We start from the raw sequence: 15,952 nt of genomic DNA, 5'->3' as shown, positions 1-15,952 counted from the left end.
TATAGAAAGATTCTATAAGCCCAAAAAGTGACTGAAAGAGCGAAAAGGTCCTATAGATAGATTCTATAAGCCCAAAAAGCGATTGAAAGAGCGAAAAGGTCCTATAAAAAGATTCTATAAGCCCGAAAAGCGTCTGAATGAGCGAAAAGGTCCTATAGAAAAATTACTAAATACAACCGATGCCGTGGAACCAATAAAGGTTAACAGAAAGCTTTTTACTGCCGGAGCGGCCGCTCTTCTCTATAAGATCAACAAAGCTGTTCCGATCGTGATCAATACAGCACCTGCGACGGTTGATTTTGTTGGTTTTTCTTTTAAAATGATGAAGCTTAGGATCATCGTCAATACGACGCTGAATTTATCAATTGGATTGACGATGCTCACTTTGCCGATTGCCAGTGCTGCGAAATAACATAACCAAGAGAAGCCTGTTGCGGCTCCGGAAAGGATCAGGAATATGTAAGATTTCCTGGAGATATTCTTGAGCTCCTTCACAGTTCCCTGGAAAAACACAATTCCCCATGCAAAAATTATGATCACAACTGTTCGGATAAATGTCGCTACATTTGAATCAACATTTACAATCCCGATTTTTGCGAGGATATTGGTCAGGGCTGCAAAAATTGCTGACATGATAGCGAGAAAAATATAAGATTTGGTGTTAAAAACCTTTTTCCTCTGTTTTTTCTTCTTTTTGTCTTTTCCGATCAGCACAAAAGTTCCAATAGATATAATGACACCACCAGCGACAACAGGCATTGTCGCAGGCTCCCTAAGAACCACGAATGATAACAGGATGGTCAGCACGACACTGGCTTTATCAATAGGAACAACTTTAGAAACATCACCAATTTGAATCGCTTTAAAAAAGGCAAGCCAGGATAGGCCGGTCGTCAATCCGGAAAGGACTAGAAAGATTAATGACTTCGCAGACACTTCCAATATGTGCCCCGTTTGCCCGGTGATCACAACCATCAGGTATGCCATGATGACAACAACAATCGTCCTGACGGCAGTTGCCAGATTTGAATCGACATCCTTAATTCCAATTTTCGCAAGAATGGCGGTAAAGGAAGCAAATAGCGCGGCCAGTAAAGCTAAAATGATACTCATCGTTTTTCTCCATTTCTATTAAGGTACTATTAGTTTGGGAATCTGCCTCAGGAATATTCTTGTCCAAAAATCGAACAATGTACGTTACCTGAATACTGGGCATAGGATAAGTTGATAAAACCTGTGAAGGGAATGAGCAATTTGTATAACGTACCATCCTATTCCTATCCATATTATGTTGATTCTTCAGCATATAACCCAAGATCCAGCCAAAATAGCCATCAGCAAGTACTTGAAGCGCTGCTTGCTGGAATAAAAGGGGAAGCTTCAGCAGTTGATTTTTACAGCCGCCTGGTGCAATATGCACCAAATCAAAGGCATAAAAAAGCAATACAGCAGGCTTTGGAGGATAAGCAGGTCCACTTAAAACAATTTACCGACCTGTTTATTACCCTTACTGGGCAATCCCCGCAGTATCAAATTGAACAAGTGGAATTCGGTTCTTATCACGAAGGGCTGCAAAAGGCGTATGAAGCAGAAGTTGAAGATTATCACGAATATCGAAACAGTTATTTGCTGACTCAGTATCTACCAGTAGGTAATGTTTTCTTTCGGGCGTTTGCCGATGAAATTGAGCATGCAACCAGATTTGGCTGTTTAAGGCAAGAAGGGCACAGGCCATTAATGGATAATGGAAAGCAGCCTTTTATCATAAATATTGAAGACGCTACCTTGCAAAACGAAACATTCCGTACAGCGATTTGGACAGGGAACAAGCTTCAGGTGACAGTGATGAGCATTGATGTCGGCGAAGATATTGGTCTGGAGGTCCATGAAACCGGTGACCAGTTCATCCGAGTTGAAGAAGGAGAAGCACTTGTACAAATGGGGGACAGCAAAGATAACCTCGATTTTGAGTCCAGGGTATCCGATGACTTTGCCATTATGATTCCTGAGGGTAAATGGCATAACGTAACAAATATCGGCGATACAAAGCTGAAAGTCTATGTGATTTATGCACCACCTGAGCATCCATTTGGAACAGTACATGAAACAAAAGCAGATGCGATGGAAGCGGAGTAAAGAGTAATAAAAGGGTTGGAGATCATTCTCCAATCTTTTTTTGTTTTACCGTATAATATCGAGAATTTCTGGGCACTAATCGAGATAGTATAAAATCTTCTAAGAGGGTGTTCTTTTGAAAAAAGAAAATAAGAATCTATTTATTGCCGGATTGATTCTCGGATTAGGTTTATTGGGCGCGGTAGATGGGATAGTGTTCCACCAGCTGCTGCAGTGGCACCATATGGTTCTTAGCGATAATATTCAGTTGGAGATTTTTACAGATGGCTTATTCACTGCATTATTTTCTGCATTGCTCCTCTGGGGCGGCGTGAAAATATTCCAGGATGCGCGAAAAAATCGGCTTGGCTCCAGTTGGAGGATTTTCCTTGGAGGGATTTTCATCGGCGGCGGAGCATTCAATCTCGTCGAAGGAATTGTAGATCATCATATCCTGCAAGTGCATCGCGTCAAACCACTGGCAGAAAATCCTTTGATGTACGACCTGGCATTTTTGGCGATGGGTGCTTTATTAGTGATCATTGGGTTTATGATCAAGCGGCTCGAACAGAATGTATGAGGGTGAGGTGTAAAACTTGAAAAAGTTTAGGAGTTTTTTAGTCTTTTTCATCCCGTTCATTGTATTCTTTTTTTATTTTACAAGTAATAATGAACACAATCCCTCTTCAGCGAACCATATACAGCATGGCTATGTTGAAATTCCAGAAGGTTACCCGGTTCCAGCAGTGAATATAAGCGTCACTGAGGATAAGTCAGGTAATTGGCTTTTAAGTGTGGATACCACTCATTTTACCTTCGCGCCAAAAAAGGTAGGTAGCGCGGATCCTAGTTTTAACGAAGGACATGCCCATATTTATGTGAACGGCAAAAAGATCAATCGATTATATGGGCATTTCTATAACTTGGACACTTTGAAAAAAGGTGAGAATGAAGTTATGGTTACACTCAATTCCAACAATCATGGGGCATTGGCTTATAGAGGGAAACCAATCAGTAGCAAGGTCGTAGTGGAAAACGGAAAGTGAATGGCAGGTTTATCTGCTCCAATTGGGTGGCAGTTCCATTCATTGATGCCCTGTTTTTCAAAAAAAAGAAATTTAGGTCACCAATCGTGGTTATTGGTGACCTGTTTTTTTAAAAAAATTAAATTCAGGTCACTAAAGGTGTTGTACTTATATTCCAAATGAGTCTGCTTCATTAATCCACTTTAAAACGAAGCCTCAGTCCTAAAGTGGACTGAGGCTGTTGTCTATTCCTTATTCTTTTTCTTATCATCTTCAATATAACTATCTCCCTCTTTATAAGGGATATCCCCAAGCTCGGACTCCATACCGGCTTCGTCGAGCATTTCTTCGTAGTCTTCTTCGCTTTCACTCTGGAACACTTGGCGGTCATCACCCTCGATATCTGTAGCGCTGAAAGACTCGAAGTCCTCAGTGAACCCGCGTTCTTTTTCTTCATCAATATAGAGCTTATTATAATCTCCATGATCACCGGTTAGATCAGATGGAGTTTCCGATGTACCGAAATCGGCGACGTCATCAAAGCTGTTCCTGTTGTCGGCCATTTCCTCGTTTTGTCTGCGGTCAAAGTTGGTGTCGTGAGTATATTCCAGAACATCCTCTTCCGCGGGACGGTCGTTTGATAAGTTCTGTTCTTGTGAGTGCTCTACACAATACAAAGTATATGGAACTATTTCAAGTCGCTCAAAAGGAATCTCTTTGCCGCACTCTGCGCATTTACCGTACGTACCATCCTCAATAGCCTTCAGGGCTTGATCGACTTTTTCAATCTGGTCATCATGATGCTCATCCAAGGCAAGATTTTTGCTTCGCTCAAATAGTTCTGTGCCGCTGTCGGCCGGATGATTATCGTATGAAGAAAGCTCTCCGGTTGCCTCCCTTTGGCTGCCGTTCAGATAACCGTCCTCTTCATTGTTTTCTATTTGCGAATTTAGTGTTTCTTTTTCATCTATAAGCGTTTGCTTCAATTGGGTAAGCTGGTCATTTGTCAGCATCACTACACATCCTTAGTTTTGATTCGTGTCATACGTACTAAATACCCGCTCGTGATGGTAAGAAACATAGAAAAAGCTTCCGCCTAAGGCAGAAGCTTCTCGTGTATGACTATATTAAACTGATGAAAATGCCCACTGATAAAAGTAAGCCGAAAATCGTGTTGGTCTTTGCTGTGTTAGCCATAGCCGGCATCATTTGCAACGGATTTGATTTTCCAATGAAGCCTTTCGTTGCTTTTACAGCTTTAGGGATGCTGAGGGCGACAATCGCCAGCCAAGGTGAAACGACACCTGCAATGATTAATCCGATTACCCAGGCGTAAGATACAATGAACATTCCTGCAAGCAGCCTGATGGCGCCTGTTCGTCCAAGCAAAATTGCCAGAGTCTTCCGGCCGAATTCCTTGTCACCATCCAGGTCGCGAATATTATTCGCTAGCAGGATCGCACCGACTAGCAGAAAGCTAGGAAACGAAACAAGTACGCTTGTTGGCGTGACCGTGCCAGTCTGAATGTAGAAGGAAATCAGGATGATCAGTACACCCATGAAAAATCCTGCGACAAGCTCTCCAAAAGGAGTGTAGGCAATCGGCAATGGACCGCCTGTATAAAGATACCCGGCTGCGAGGGAAACGACTCCGACAGCAGCGACCCACCAGCTGGTGCTCACGCAAATATAGATACCAAGAAGGACTGAAATTCCATAAAGGCCAAAGGCCAGGTTCAAGACCGTTTTAGGCTTTATGCCATGGCGGACGATTGCGCCACCGATCCCAACGGAATTTTCATTGTCAAGTCCGCGTTTAAAATCATAATACTCATTGAACATATTCGTTGCAGCCTGGATTAGCAGGCTTGCTATTAACATCGCGAGGAACATTCCCCAATGGATTCCACCGCTGTATTCGATCGCTAAAGCAGTCCCAAGAAGGACAGGGGCAAATGCTGCAGTCAAAGTGTGCGGCCGTGTAAGCTGCCACCAGACTCTCCAGTCTGCGCCATTGACTGCTGGTGAAGAACTAGGCTGTAGCTGTGGTTGCATAACTAATTCTCTCCCTTATATATCAATCTATCAAACCTTAATATTTTATCTAAAAGAACCAAAATTGTCAAAAAGACCTTTCATATATAGGCTAAATTACCTTACAATTATAAGTGTAGATATTCACATTAACACTGTCAATTAGTATTTTCACGTATAATGAGGTTGGATTTTCCAGATTACTTTATCTGATGCGTGTAATATATAATAAGGATGATAACAGGTTAGGAAAGCCCGCCATCGTTGACATCGTGGTGTATGAGGTGTATCTTAAAATAAGCTTTAAAACGTGTAATAACAGATGAGAGGCTGTTATTGGGGGGATAATTTTGGTTGCCATTCAGGAAACGGAACTTAGACAGGGAATTCTTGATGCGATTGAGCGGGCCAAAGGACAATCTCAGTCAGTTTTGGTCAGTGAGGTCCATAAAATAGATCGTATAGATCCTTTTTATTTTTTTGCTTCAGGCAGGGAAAAGTTTTTTGGAGAACGCTTTTTCTGGAAGGATCCTGAAGGGGAACACTTCTTAGCTGGATTGGGTATATGCGGACAAATACAGTCGGATCAGGGAGCTGACCGCTTTTTTCATGTTGAAAAAGAGTGGAAGCGCTTCATGGATACAGCACTGGTGTTTAATAAATACAATGTAAATGGAACAGGGCCATCTATTTTCGGCGGATTTACTTTTGATCCAATGAAGAAGAAGACAGGCTTATGGTCTAAATTTTCCGAAGCTCTTTTCCACATTCCGAAATATATGCTGACTATTGTCAAGGGAGAGGCGTATTTTACAACCAATGTCGTCTGCACTCAGCATGACGATATGTCCTTGTTTGATAAAGTCACAAGGGAGAGGGAAGCGGTTCTTTCGAAGGCTGGAGAGAAACCAGCACTTCCTACGCTTGATCTTACCGACATTATCGAAATTGATCCAGAGGCATGGAAGCAGACTGTAACTGATGTTGTAGACGGTTTTGAAAATAGCGAACTGAAAAAGGTCGTACTTGCGAGAGAGTTGCGTCTTCATTTTAAAGATGAAGTCCAGTCAGAAAGTGTCCTGGCGAATCTGCTTGAGAATCAGCAAGCAAGCTTTACATTTGCCTTCGAATCCAATGGTGACTGCTTTATCGGAGCTTCTCCTGAACGGCTGGTCAAGAAGGATGGAGCAAGCCTGTTTTCAGCCTGCCTGGCCGGTTCAATTGCCAGGGGCAGCACTCCTGAAGAAGATAGGAATCTCGGCGAAGAACTTTTAACAGATGAGAAAAACTTAATCGAGCATCAATATGTAGTGGATATGATTAAGGGAGCGATGGAAGAGACCTGTGATGAGGTGCTTCTTCCTGAACAGCCTGAACTAATGAAAATGAAATATATACAGCATTTGTATACACCAGTAATCGGAAAGAACAGGGAAGGTACATCTCTTCTTCATTTAGTAAACAGACTTCACCCGACTCCAGCACTTGGCGGATTGCCGAAACAGGCAGCCATCGTGAAAATCAGGGAAATTGAACAACTTGATAGAGGCCTTTATGCAGCTCCTGTTGGCTGGATGGATTATCAGGGAAATGGTGAATTTGCAGTAGCAATCCGCTCAGGACTCATTCAGGGAAATGAGGCTTCGCTATTTGCCGGCTGCGGCATTGTGGCAGATTCAAATGCCGAAAGTGAATATAAAGAGACTAGCATCAAGTTCAGGCCGATGCTTACAGCACTTGGAGGAAAGATCACATGAGCCACCAGGAAGGTTTAACAGCATATATTGCAGCATTCGTTGCGGAATTATCCAAAACAGGTGTAAGGGATGTAGTCATCAGTCCAGGTTCTAGGTCAACGCCAATGGCACTGGTTATGGCTGAACACCCGGACTTGCGCATCCATATCCAGGTTGATGAGCGATCTGCATCCTTTTTCGCGCTTGGGGTTGCAAAGGCCACTCAAAAGCCTGTCGCATTGCTTTGTACGTCAGGTACTGCTGCGGCGAACTATTATCCAGCGGTGATTGAAGCCAGTATATCAAGGATTCCATTGATCGTCCTGACAGCAGACCGTCCGCATGAATTGCGTGATGTCGGTGCCCCGCAAGCGATTGACCAGATCCATCTTTACGGAAAGAATGTCAAATGGTTTGTCGAAATGGCACCGCCGGAAAAAACGGAGGATATGATCCGCTATGCCCGGACAGTTTGTGGCAGGGCAGCGGCTACCGCATCAAGCTATCCACAGGGACCGGTCCATTTGAACTTCCCGTTCAGGGAACCGTTGATTCCGATTATGGATGAAAATATGTTCGAGCTTCCTGAGCGCGTTGGCGGGTATGTGGAAATCGAGACAGGTCACCTCAGTTTATCTGATCAAACGTTTGCAGCAATCAGGGAGGATATCGCTTCATATACAAAAGGCATTATTGTCTGCGGACAGATTGACAACAGCGAATTTACAGATGAAGTCATTGCCCTTGCTGAAAAATTACAATTTCCAATTATCGCTGATCCACTGTCACAATTGCGCAGCGGAGAACATGATGGCCGGAATATCATTGATGCATATGATGCGTTTTTAAGGAATGAAGATGCCAAGGAAGCATTGAAGCCGGATGTGATTATTCGTTTTGGCGCAATGCCAATCTCGAAAGCCCTGACTATTTTTATTAAAGAAAACCGTACCGCCAGACAATTCGTTGTCGACAGCGGCGCCGGGTGGCGTGAACCTACGATGTCGGCTTCTGAAATGCTATATTGCGATGAAGTTTTGTTCTGTGAAAAAATCGGCGAGGCTGCTGCACCAGCAGGAAAGTCTGACTATCTGCAAAAATGGCTTACTATAAATGAACTGGCAAAAGAACAGTTATCTGCTATTTCTGAAGTGGAGGAATTAAGTGAAGGTAAGCTATTCCAGCAGCTTGCTGAAATGCTTCCTCAAGGCTCGACCTTATTTGTCGGTAACAGCATGCCAATCAGGGACCTTGATTCATTCTTCCTTTTAAATAAAAAGAAGATCAAGGTGATGGCAAACAGAGGCGCGAACGGTATAGATGGGATCGTTTCTACCGCACTTGGTGTAGCCAGTGTATCGCAGCCTTGCTACCTTGTATTGGGCGATTTGACATTCTACCATGATCTGAACGGTTTATTGGCTTCAAAATTATATAATATTGATATCAATATCTTGCTGATTAATAATAATGGCGGTGGAATCTTCTCATTCCTGCCACAGGCAAAGGAACCAAAGCATTTTGAAGAGCTTTTCGGTACACCATTGGACCTGGATTTCAGCCATGTTGTCGAAATGTACAACGGGAAATATGATTTGATCCAAGATTGGGAGCATTTTTCTGATACTTTTGCCAAAAATCAAGAGATTGGCGGCTTAAAAGTTATGGAAATCAGGACGACGAGGGATTCAAACCTAAAGGAACATCGAGATTTGTGGAATTCTGTTTCCCGGGAAATAACTACAATGCTAAAAGGTGACACAAAATGAAGACCATGATCAACGGCGTACGATATAATGTCGAGCAGTGCGGAGATGGTTTCCCTCTTGTGCTGCTTCATGGTTTTACAGGGGCGGCTTCTACTTGGAAGCCGTTTTGTCCTATATGGGGACAACATTCAATGCTGCTGATGGTCGACCTCATTGGGCATGGGGAGACCGAATCGCCAGGCGATATGGCGCGATATGACATCAAGAAAACCGCTATGGATTTGAAGGAGCTGTTAGACCAGCTGGGCATTGAAAAAGCGGATTTCCTAGGATACTCGATGGGTGGCAGGACGGCGATCACGTTTGCCAGTCTGTATCCTGAGAGAGTAAGGAAGCTGGTGCTAGAAAGTACGACGCCAGGTTTGGTCAATCCAGAAGAACGAGAAGCGAGAATTAAACAAGATCACAAGCTGGCAGATAGAATCGAGAATGAAGGTGTTGAGAGATTCATTGATTTTTGGGAATCGATCCCGCTTTTTCAGTCACAGTTGAATCTTCCAGCAGAAGTAAGGGAACAAATAAGAAGTCAAAGGCTGAGGAATGATTCTGTCGGACTGGCAAACAGCCTGAGGGGAATGGGGACAGGTGCCCAGCCTTCTTGGTGGGGCGAGCTACCGAATTTCGATTTCAAGACTCTTCTGATTACAGGCGAGCTTGATGAAAAGTTTTGTAGAATAGCCGCAGACATGGCTTCCAGACTCCCAAATCCGACACATTTGACGATAAATGGCTGCGGCCATGCAATTCATGTGGAAGAACGTGAAAAATTTGGTACAATAGTAAGTGAGTTTTTGTCGAATACATAATAGGAGGTTGTCTAAATGACAGTTGAATGGGTTTCAGAACGCAAGTATGAAGATATTCTGTATGAAACATATAATGGCATCGCCAGAATTACCATTAACCGCCCGGAAGTGCGCAATGCTTTCCGTCCTAAAACGGTTATGGAATTGATCGATGCATTTGCTTATGCACGAGATGATTCAAGTGTTGGCGTAATCGTCCTGACTGGAGCTGGAGATGATGCATTCTGCTCCGGTGGAGACCAGAGAGTGCGCGGACATGGCGGATACGTTGGTGAAGACCAAATTCCTCGCTTGAATGTCCTTGACCTTCAGCGTTTGATCCGTGTGATTCCTAAGCCGGTAATCGCTCAGGTTAAAGGTTACGCAATCGGCGGCGGACATGTACTTCATGTTGTATGTGACCTGACAATTGCAGCTGATAATGCAATTTTCGGCCAGACAGGCCCTAAAGTAGGAAGCTTCGATGCTGGTTACGGTTCAGGCTACCTTGCAAGAATCGTTGGCCACAAAAAAGCTCGCGAAATCTGGTTCCTGTGCCGTCAGTACAATGCTCAGGAAGCTTTGGATATGGGTCTTGTCAACACAGTTGTACCTCTTGCTCAGGTTGAAGAGGAAACACTCAAGTGGTGTGAGGAAATTCTTGAGAAGAGCCCAACCGCACTTCGTTTCTTGAAAGCTGCTATGAATGCAGACACTGATGGACTTGCTGGACTTCAGCAGATGGCAGGAGATGCAACATTGCTTTATTACACAACAGAAGAAGCGAAAGAAGGCCGCGACGCGTTCAAGGAAAAGCGCAAGCCAGACTTCGGCCAGTTCCCGCGTTTCCCTTGATTTTATAGTTTTCACACAGCTTGATGGACTTCCATCAAGCTGTTTTACTATGCAGAGAAGAGGTGACATCTATGACTGAAACGATGCCGAACTGGCTGAAGAAGCGGGCAGATCTGTCTCCTGACCGCGAAGCACTGATTTTCGAAGGGAATACATATACGTTTAAACAAGTTTTTGAAAAGGCGAAGTCCTTTGCAGCAAAGCTTGGCGCACTCGGTCTGCATAAAGATGACACAGCAGCGGTGCTGTTTTCGAATCAGGCTGAATCTGTGTTTATTTTATATGCCTTGCAAATGTCAGGAATCAGGACGGTTATTTTGAACAATCGCCTTACATCCGAAGAGCTGTCATGGCAGCTTGGTGATAGTGATGCGAAAGTACTTGTATATGAGAATCGATTTGAAGACAAAGTGTCAGAGGTTAACCCTAAGATAAGAAAAATCAGTACAGATGAATGGAGCCAGGTGCAGGAAAAGACTGCCTCTATTCTTGAAGAGTTCAATTTGGACGATGTCACGACGATCATGTATACATCAGGCACGACCGGCAATCCGAAGGGTGTCATGCAAACATATGGCAACCATTGGTGGAGCGCCAATGCATCTGCCCTCAATCTCGGTTTGCATCAACACGATAAGTGGCTTTGCACTGTGCCAATCTTTCATATCAGCGGATACTCAATTTTAATGAGGAGCCAAATATATGGGATGCCAGTTGTTTTGCATTCTTCTTTTGAAGAAAAAAAGGTAATTGAGGATATTCGAAAATATCAAGTTACAGTGATATCGGTGGTCAGTACTATGTTGAGGAGAGTCGTGACGGAGCTTGGCTCAGAAAAACTGCCGGTCTCCTTCCGTTGCATGCTGCTAGGAGGCGGGCCTGCTCCACTGCCTTTATTGGAATCCTGCATTGATAAAGATATTCCTGTATTCCAGACATATGGAATGACGGAAACTTCGTCACAATTTGCAACCTTATCTCCGGAGTACAGCATTCAACGCCTCGGTTCTGCCGGAAAAGCTTTATTTCCTAATCAGATCCGGATTGTCAATTCAGTTGGGAAAGATGTTCCACAGGGAGTTGAGGGAGAGATCCTGGTCAAAGGTCCAAATGTGACGATTGGCTATTTGAATCGACCAGATGTAACTGCTGATAAAATCCGGGAAAAATGGCTTCACACAGGTGATATCGGCTATTTGGACAGTGAAGGCTTCCTTTTCGTCCTTGATCGCCGCTCAGATTTAATCATTTCAGGTGGAGAAAACATCTATCCTGCCGAAATTGAAGGCGTACTGCTTTCACATCCCGGAGTTTCCGACGCTGGAGTGATCGGGGCCCCAGATGAAAAGTGGCAACAAGTGCCTGTCGCTTTTATTGTGAAAAGCGATACAGATATTTCTGAAGATTCATTGCTGGCTCTTTGTGAGGAGAAACTTGCAAAATACAAACTTCCGAAAAAATTCTACTTTGTAGAGAGTCTGCCAAGGAATGCCGCGAAGAAATTATTAAGGCGAACGCTCCGCGAGTGGCTGGAAGCAAAGGGTGATGGCATTGGACATTAAAGCTGTTAACTTATCAATTATTAAAATGCCATTGAAAAACCCTTTCACCACCCATTTGGGTTCAGTGACAGAGAGAGAAGCGATTATCGTTGAGGTTGAAGATCGCAATGGTTTGATCGGTTATGGCGAAGGTGTTGCTTTTTCGTCTCCATGGTATACCGAGGAAACGGTTCAGACCTCATACCATATGCTCAAAGATTTTCTCATCCCTCTTTTAAAAAGGAAGGGCTTCAGTCATCCTGACAAAGCTTTCGACTTGTTCAGTTCCGTGCGCAGAAACCATATGGCAAAAGCTGCAATCGAGACAGCACTTTGGGATTTACAGGCGAAAAAAGAGGGCATTCCATTATCTAGGCTGATCGGGGGAACCAGGGAAGCCATCCCAGCCGGAGTCGTTGTAGGCAATCCAGATTTGCCTGAGGCATTGAAACAAATTGAAGGTTATCTTGAGCAGGGTTTCAAGCGTGTTAAGGTAAAAATCAGTCCTGAAGATGATTATCAATATATATCAGGCATTCGTGAAAAATTTCCTGATTTACCGCTGATGGCGGATGCCAACTCGGCTTATTCTTTGGAAGATGTTGACCGCTTAAAAGCACTGGATGAGTTTGGCCTGCTGATGATCGAGCAGCCGCTTGGTTTTGATGATATCGTGGACCATGCCAAGCTGCAGGCTCAGATCAAGACACCAATATGCCTGGATGAAAGCATTGTTACTTTTGGCGACGCAAGAAATGCAGTGGAGCTTGGCAGCTGTGGGATCATCAATATTAAAATCGGCCGGGTTGGCGGACTTGGCGAAGCGAAACGAATCCATGACTATTGTGTTTCTAATGGGATTCCAGTCTGGGCAGGCGGGATGATTGAGTTTGGAATTTCCAGAGCGCACAATATCGCTCTCGCATCGCTTCCAGGTTTCACAATACCAGGCGATATATCCGGCTCTGACCGCTATTGGGAGCAAGATATTATCGAGCCGGAAATCAAAGTCGAAAATGGAATGATCAAGTTGCCTGACAGACCAGGTATCGGCTTTGAGCTGAACAGGAAGCGGTTGAAGGAAGTTACTGTTTTTGAAGAACGTTTTAAATTTTAGGTGGAGAAGCACTGCTTTAGGCAGTGCTTTTGTTTATTTTTAACTGGAAAAAATCAGCGTTAATTTCCAATTCGCTATAAAAATGAAAAATTCGCTATAAAAGTAAAATTTTCGCTATAAAAATGAAAATATCGCTATAAAAATTGATTTTCCGCTATAAAAATGAAAATATCGCTATAAAAATTATTCTCGAACCTTTTTTGTAAGCTTGCAGTCGGTATAAAGTGTCGGATCTCCTAATAAGGAGCATTTTTAGTAAAGAATTCTTTTGGCAGGAATCAAATTTCCTTCGAAACTGTAATTCGAAAGCACTATTTTACGATAGTGTGATTTGCATCACTTAGTCGGTATAATTTATCTATTATAATCACTATGGGAATGAGGTAAACAAACCTCAACGAGAAGATATAAACATAGGGAGTGTATATTATGCTAGACCAAAAAACGATTGAGATCATCAAATCTACAGTACCGGTACTTGAAGTGCACGGAGAGCAAATCACGACAGTATTTTATAAAACAATGTTTGAAAATCATCCAGAGCTTTTGAATATTTTTAACCATGCGAACCAAAAGCAGGGCCGACAGCAAAGAGCGTTAGCTGGAACTGTCTATGCAGCTGCCAAATATATCGATAATCTGGAAGCAATCCTTCCGGTTGTAAACCAAATCGCCCATAAGCACCGCAGTATTGGCATCCTTCCTGAGCACTACCCAATCGTCGGAAAGCACCTGCTTATTGCAATCAAAGAAGTGCTTGGAGATGCGGCTACAGACGAAATCATCAATGCTTGGGCAGAGGCATATGGCGTGATTGCGGATGCGTTCATCTCTGTTGAAGCGGAAATGTATGATGCTGCTGCTAACCAAAGTGGCGGCTGGGATGGATTCCGTCCATTTATAGTGGAGAAAAAGGTGGAGGAAAGTGAAGTCATCACATCTTTTTACCTGAAACCTGTGGATAGAAAGGCAATTGCTTCATTCAAGCCAGGTCAGTATATCAGCATCAAGCTTGAAATCGAAGGCGAAGAATTCACGCATATCCGCCAATACAGCCTGTCAGATGCTCCTGGAAAAGATTATTACCGTATCAGCGTTAAAAAGGAAGCTGGCATGGAAACTCCAGATGGAAAGGTATCCAATTACCTTCACAATACTGTGGAGGAAGGAGAAGTTCTCCAGATCAGTGCGCCAGCAGGAGACTTCTTCCTTGATACAGAAAAAAATACTCCAGTTGTCCTGCTAAGCGGCGGCGTTGGCCTGACTCCGATGGTCAGCATGCTGAACACAGTAGCAGAACTGCAGCCGGAAAAAGAAGTGACCTTCATCCATGCAGCCCAGAACGGAAAAGTGCATGCCCTTAAAGATGAAGTCGCAGCAACTGCTGCAAAAGCAAAGGTCAACTCAGTAGTATTCTACGACCAGCCAACTGAAGAAGACCGCGAGAACAGCAGCTTCGACGTTGAGGGTTATGTAACAAAAGAATGGTTGAAAGAAAACGTCAATCTCAAACAAGCAGACTTTTACTTCTGCGGACCAGTTTCATTCATGAAAGCAATCAACACAGCGTTAAAAGACCTTGGCGTCACAGAAGACAGAATTCACTTTGAATTCTTCGGGCCAATGGCAAGTCTAGAGGCGTAATAATAATAATGGGTACTCTTCATCATTGAAGGGTGCCTTTTTTTATCCATTTTTCCACTCAGCACATTCGGGAGCGTTATCAATTGACAAAAGTTATATAAAATTTGTATAAGTATTGTATAACTTATTGCGCTCAATCTATACATAATTGGCTGATGAGTTATACATTATTTAAACAAAGGAGAGATGGAGATGAAGAAGTTCTCGTTTTTGCTGATTTTCACGCTGATTTTATCCATGTTTGGAGGTTCTGTACTCGCAGATGGTCATGACGAAGCGAAGGTACGTATTGTTCATGCTTCCCCTGATGCGCCAGCTGTCGATATCACAGTTGATGGGAATGTGGTAGTCGAAAATGCAGAGTTTAAAGCTGTAACAGATTATTTGATGGTACCATCGGGCGAGCATGAAGTAAGCATTTTTGCTGCCGGTACAGTAGCTGACGGCAAGCCGGTATTGACAACTAATTTAACGGTTGAGGCAGATCAGGCATACACTGTTCTGGCGATCAACAAATTAGAAGCACTTGAAGTTGCCGTCATGAATGATGACATGATGACAGAAAAGGGCAAGGCTAAAGTTCGAGTAGGCCATTTTTCCCCTGATGCGCCAGCTGTTGATGTAGCAGTGGCTGGTGGAGATGTTCTTTTTCCAAACGCGCCGTTCAAGGGTGTAACGGACTACTTGGAAGTTGATCCGGCAACATTGGATTTAGAAGTTAGGGCAGCTGGTACGCAGGATGCGGTGCTGTCTTTACCAGGAACTGAGCTTAAAGCAGATATGATTTACACTGTGCTTGCTGTTGGTCTTGCCAGCGGGGAGCCTGCACTTGATGCAATTGTCCTTGCGGATCCATCGACAACTGTGATGCCTAAAGAAATGCCTGACACAGGTAAGGGCGGAGTAACAGGTCTGATGATGAGCATGCTGCCATTTGTATTACTGATCGGTGCAGCCGGTTTCTTTTTCTATAAAAGAAAGAATGCATTTCAAGCTTAATCTTTTACTAATTGTCATTATTGCAGGCTGTCAACCTATGTACTCAAAGCCGATCGTGAACATTGAAGAAGCTAAGGCAGAACCAGTTGTTCATTCACCAGCTTCAACTTCGAAGCCCTCCGCCAAAAAGGTCAACCAAGAAAAAGGCATGGTCCCTTTAAACCTAACCATTGCATCGATCGAACTTGATGCAAAAATCATTCCAGTTGGACTCCAAGAGGATGGAGCAATGGAAGTCCCGGAAGATGTGATGGAAATTGGTTGGTACACTAAGGGCGCAATGCCAGGGGAAAATGGGAATGTCGTCTTAGTGTGAGCGTCAAGTTAAAATG

General features: G+C 43.6%; 15 protein-coding genes. 12 read left to right on the top strand and 3 right to left on the bottom strand.

Annotation, left to right across the window (positions count from 1 at the left end):
- Positions 1–240 precede the first annotated feature (240 nt).
- Positions 241–1,113: an EamA family transporter gene (locus J7E32_RS13790; RefSeq protein WP_214908237.1), complete on the bottom strand. Its 873-nt coding sequence runs from the start codon at positions 1,111–1,113 to the stop codon at positions 241–243.
- A gap of 132 nt (positions 1,114–1,245) precedes the next feature.
- Between J7E32_RS13790 and J7E32_RS13785 the strand changes: the two genes are divergently transcribed.
- The 3 genes from J7E32_RS13785 to J7E32_RS13775 all read left to right on the top strand — a co-directional run bounded on the left by J7E32_RS13785 (position 1,246) and on the right by J7E32_RS13775 (position 3,161).
- A complete protein-coding gene (locus tag J7E32_RS13785; protein ID WP_214908235.1) occupies positions 1,246–2,136 on the top strand; it encodes a cupin domain-containing protein in 891 nt (296 codons plus the stop codon).
- 115 nt (positions 2,137–2,251) lie between these two features.
- On the top strand, positions 2,252–2,695 hold the full coding sequence (locus J7E32_RS13780; protein WP_214908233.1) for a DUF2243 domain-containing protein: 444 nt from the start codon (positions 2,252–2,254) through the stop codon (positions 2,693–2,695).
- A 16-nt stretch (positions 2,696–2,711) separates the two neighbouring features.
- On the top strand, positions 2,712–3,161 hold the full coding sequence (locus J7E32_RS13775; RefSeq protein ID WP_214908231.1) for a hypothetical protein: 450 nt from the start codon (positions 2,712–2,714) through the stop codon (positions 3,159–3,161).
- A 224-nt stretch (positions 3,162–3,385) separates the two neighbouring features.
- On the opposite strand, the gene J7E32_RS13770 is transcribed toward J7E32_RS13775, so the two are convergent.
- Both J7E32_RS13770 and J7E32_RS13765 read right to left on the bottom strand, forming a co-directional pair.
- The gene (locus tag J7E32_RS13770; protein ID WP_214908229.1) at positions 3,386–4,153 is read right to left on the bottom strand and encodes a TraR/DksA C4-type zinc finger protein; all 768 of its coding nucleotides are present in this window, start codon (positions 4,151–4,153) and stop codon (positions 3,386–3,388) included.
- A gap of 109 nt (positions 4,154–4,262) precedes the next feature.
- The gene (locus J7E32_RS13765) at positions 4,263–5,195 is read right to left on the bottom strand and encodes a 1,4-dihydroxy-2-naphthoate polyprenyltransferase (protein ID WP_214908227.1); all 933 of its coding nucleotides are present in this window, start codon (positions 5,193–5,195) and stop codon (positions 4,263–4,265) included.
- 329 nt (positions 5,196–5,524) lie between these two features.
- On the opposite strand from J7E32_RS13765, the gene J7E32_RS13760 reads away from it, so the two are divergent.
- The 9 genes from J7E32_RS13760 (at position 5,525) to J7E32_RS13720 (ending at position 15,936) form a co-directional block, all read left to right on the top strand.
- Entirely contained in the window at positions 5,525–6,931 is a 1,407-nt protein-coding gene (locus J7E32_RS13760) for an isochorismate synthase (protein WP_214908225.1), read from the top strand.
- Positions 6,928–8,679 (top strand): 2-succinyl-5-enolpyruvyl-6-hydroxy-3-cyclohexene-1-carboxylic-acid synthase, encoded by a 1,752-nt coding sequence (gene menD, locus J7E32_RS13755; protein WP_214908223.1) that lies wholly within the window; start codon positions 6,928–6,930, stop codon positions 8,677–8,679. Before J7E32_RS13760 ends, menD begins: the two co-directional genes overlap by 4 nt.
- Positions 8,676–9,485, top strand: a complete 810-nt coding sequence (menH, locus tag J7E32_RS13750; protein WP_214908220.1) for a 2-succinyl-6-hydroxy-2,4-cyclohexadiene-1-carboxylate synthase — start codon at positions 8,676–8,678, stop codon at positions 9,483–9,485. Before menD ends, menH begins: the two co-directional genes overlap by 4 nt.
- A gap of 15 nt (positions 9,486–9,500) precedes the next feature.
- Positions 9,501–10,319 (top strand): 1,4-dihydroxy-2-naphthoyl-CoA synthase, encoded by an 819-nt coding sequence (menB, locus tag J7E32_RS13745; RefSeq protein WP_214908219.1) that lies wholly within the window; start codon positions 9,501–9,503, stop codon positions 10,317–10,319.
- 71 nt (positions 10,320–10,390) lie between these two features.
- Positions 10,391–11,881 (top strand): o-succinylbenzoate--CoA ligase, encoded by a 1,491-nt coding sequence (locus J7E32_RS13740; protein ID WP_214908217.1) that lies wholly within the window; start codon positions 10,391–10,393, stop codon positions 11,879–11,881.
- Positions 11,871–12,977 carry an o-succinylbenzoate synthase gene (gene menC, locus J7E32_RS13735; protein ID WP_214908248.1) on the top strand — a complete coding sequence of 369 codons (1,107 nt, stop codon included), beginning with the start codon at positions 11,871–11,873 and terminating at the stop codon, positions 12,975–12,977. Before J7E32_RS13740 ends, menC begins: the two co-directional genes overlap by 11 nt.
- 429 nt (positions 12,978–13,406) lie before the next feature.
- Entirely contained in the window at positions 13,407–14,621 is a 1,215-nt protein-coding gene (gene hmpA / locus J7E32_RS13730; RefSeq protein WP_214908216.1) for an NO-inducible flavohemoprotein, read from the top strand.
- A gap of 192 nt (positions 14,622–14,813) precedes the next feature.
- Positions 14,814–15,620 (top strand): DUF4397 domain-containing protein, encoded by an 807-nt coding sequence (locus J7E32_RS13725; RefSeq protein ID WP_214908215.1) that lies wholly within the window; start codon positions 14,814–14,816, stop codon positions 15,618–15,620.
- On the top strand, positions 15,604–15,936 hold the full coding sequence (locus J7E32_RS13720; RefSeq protein WP_214908213.1) for a class F sortase: 333 nt from the start codon (positions 15,604–15,606) through the stop codon (positions 15,934–15,936). Before J7E32_RS13725 ends, J7E32_RS13720 begins: the two co-directional genes overlap by 17 nt.
- The last annotated feature ends 16 nt before the right edge of the window (positions 15,937–15,952 follow it).

The sequence above is a fragment of the Bacillus sp. ISL-55 genome, from assembly GCF_018613155.1.
Taxonomy (GTDB): domain Bacteria; phylum Bacillota; class Bacilli; order Bacillales; family Cytobacillaceae; genus Mesobacillus.
This window is presented reverse-complemented; position numbering and strand designations above follow the sequence as displayed.

Coding starts and splice junctions, on each gene's coding strand:
- J7E32_RS13770 (WP_214908229.1), bottom strand. CDS start 4,153: ATGCTGACAAATGACCAGCTTACCCAATTGAAGCAAACGCTTATAGAT.
- J7E32_RS13720 (WP_214908213.1), top strand. CDS start 15,604: ATGCATTTCAAGCTTAATCTTTTACTAATTGTCATTATTGCAGGCTGT.
- hmpA (WP_214908216.1), top strand. CDS start 13,407: ATGCTAGACCAAAAAACGATTGAGATCATCAAATCTACAGTACCGGTA.
- J7E32_RS13765 (WP_214908227.1), bottom strand. CDS start 5,195: ATGCAACCACAGCTACAGCCTAGTTCTTCACCAGCAGTCAATGGCGCA.
- J7E32_RS13785 (WP_214908235.1), top strand. CDS start 1,246: ATGAGCAATTTGTATAACGTACCATCCTATTCCTATCCATATTATGTT.
- menB (WP_214908219.1), top strand. CDS start 9,501: ATGACAGTTGAATGGGTTTCAGAACGCAAGTATGAAGATATTCTGTAT.
- J7E32_RS13740 (WP_214908217.1), top strand. CDS start 10,391: ATGACTGAAACGATGCCGAACTGGCTGAAGAAGCGGGCAGATCTGTCT.
- J7E32_RS13725 (WP_214908215.1), top strand. CDS start 14,814: ATGAAGAAGTTCTCGTTTTTGCTGATTTTCACGCTGATTTTATCCATG.
- J7E32_RS13790 (WP_214908237.1), bottom strand. CDS start 1,113: ATGAGTATCATTTTAGCTTTACTGGCCGCGCTATTTGCTTCCTTTACC.
- menD (WP_214908223.1), top strand. CDS start 6,928: ATGAGCCACCAGGAAGGTTTAACAGCATATATTGCAGCATTCGTTGCG.
- menH (WP_214908220.1), top strand. CDS start 8,676: ATGAAGACCATGATCAACGGCGTACGATATAATGTCGAGCAGTGCGGA.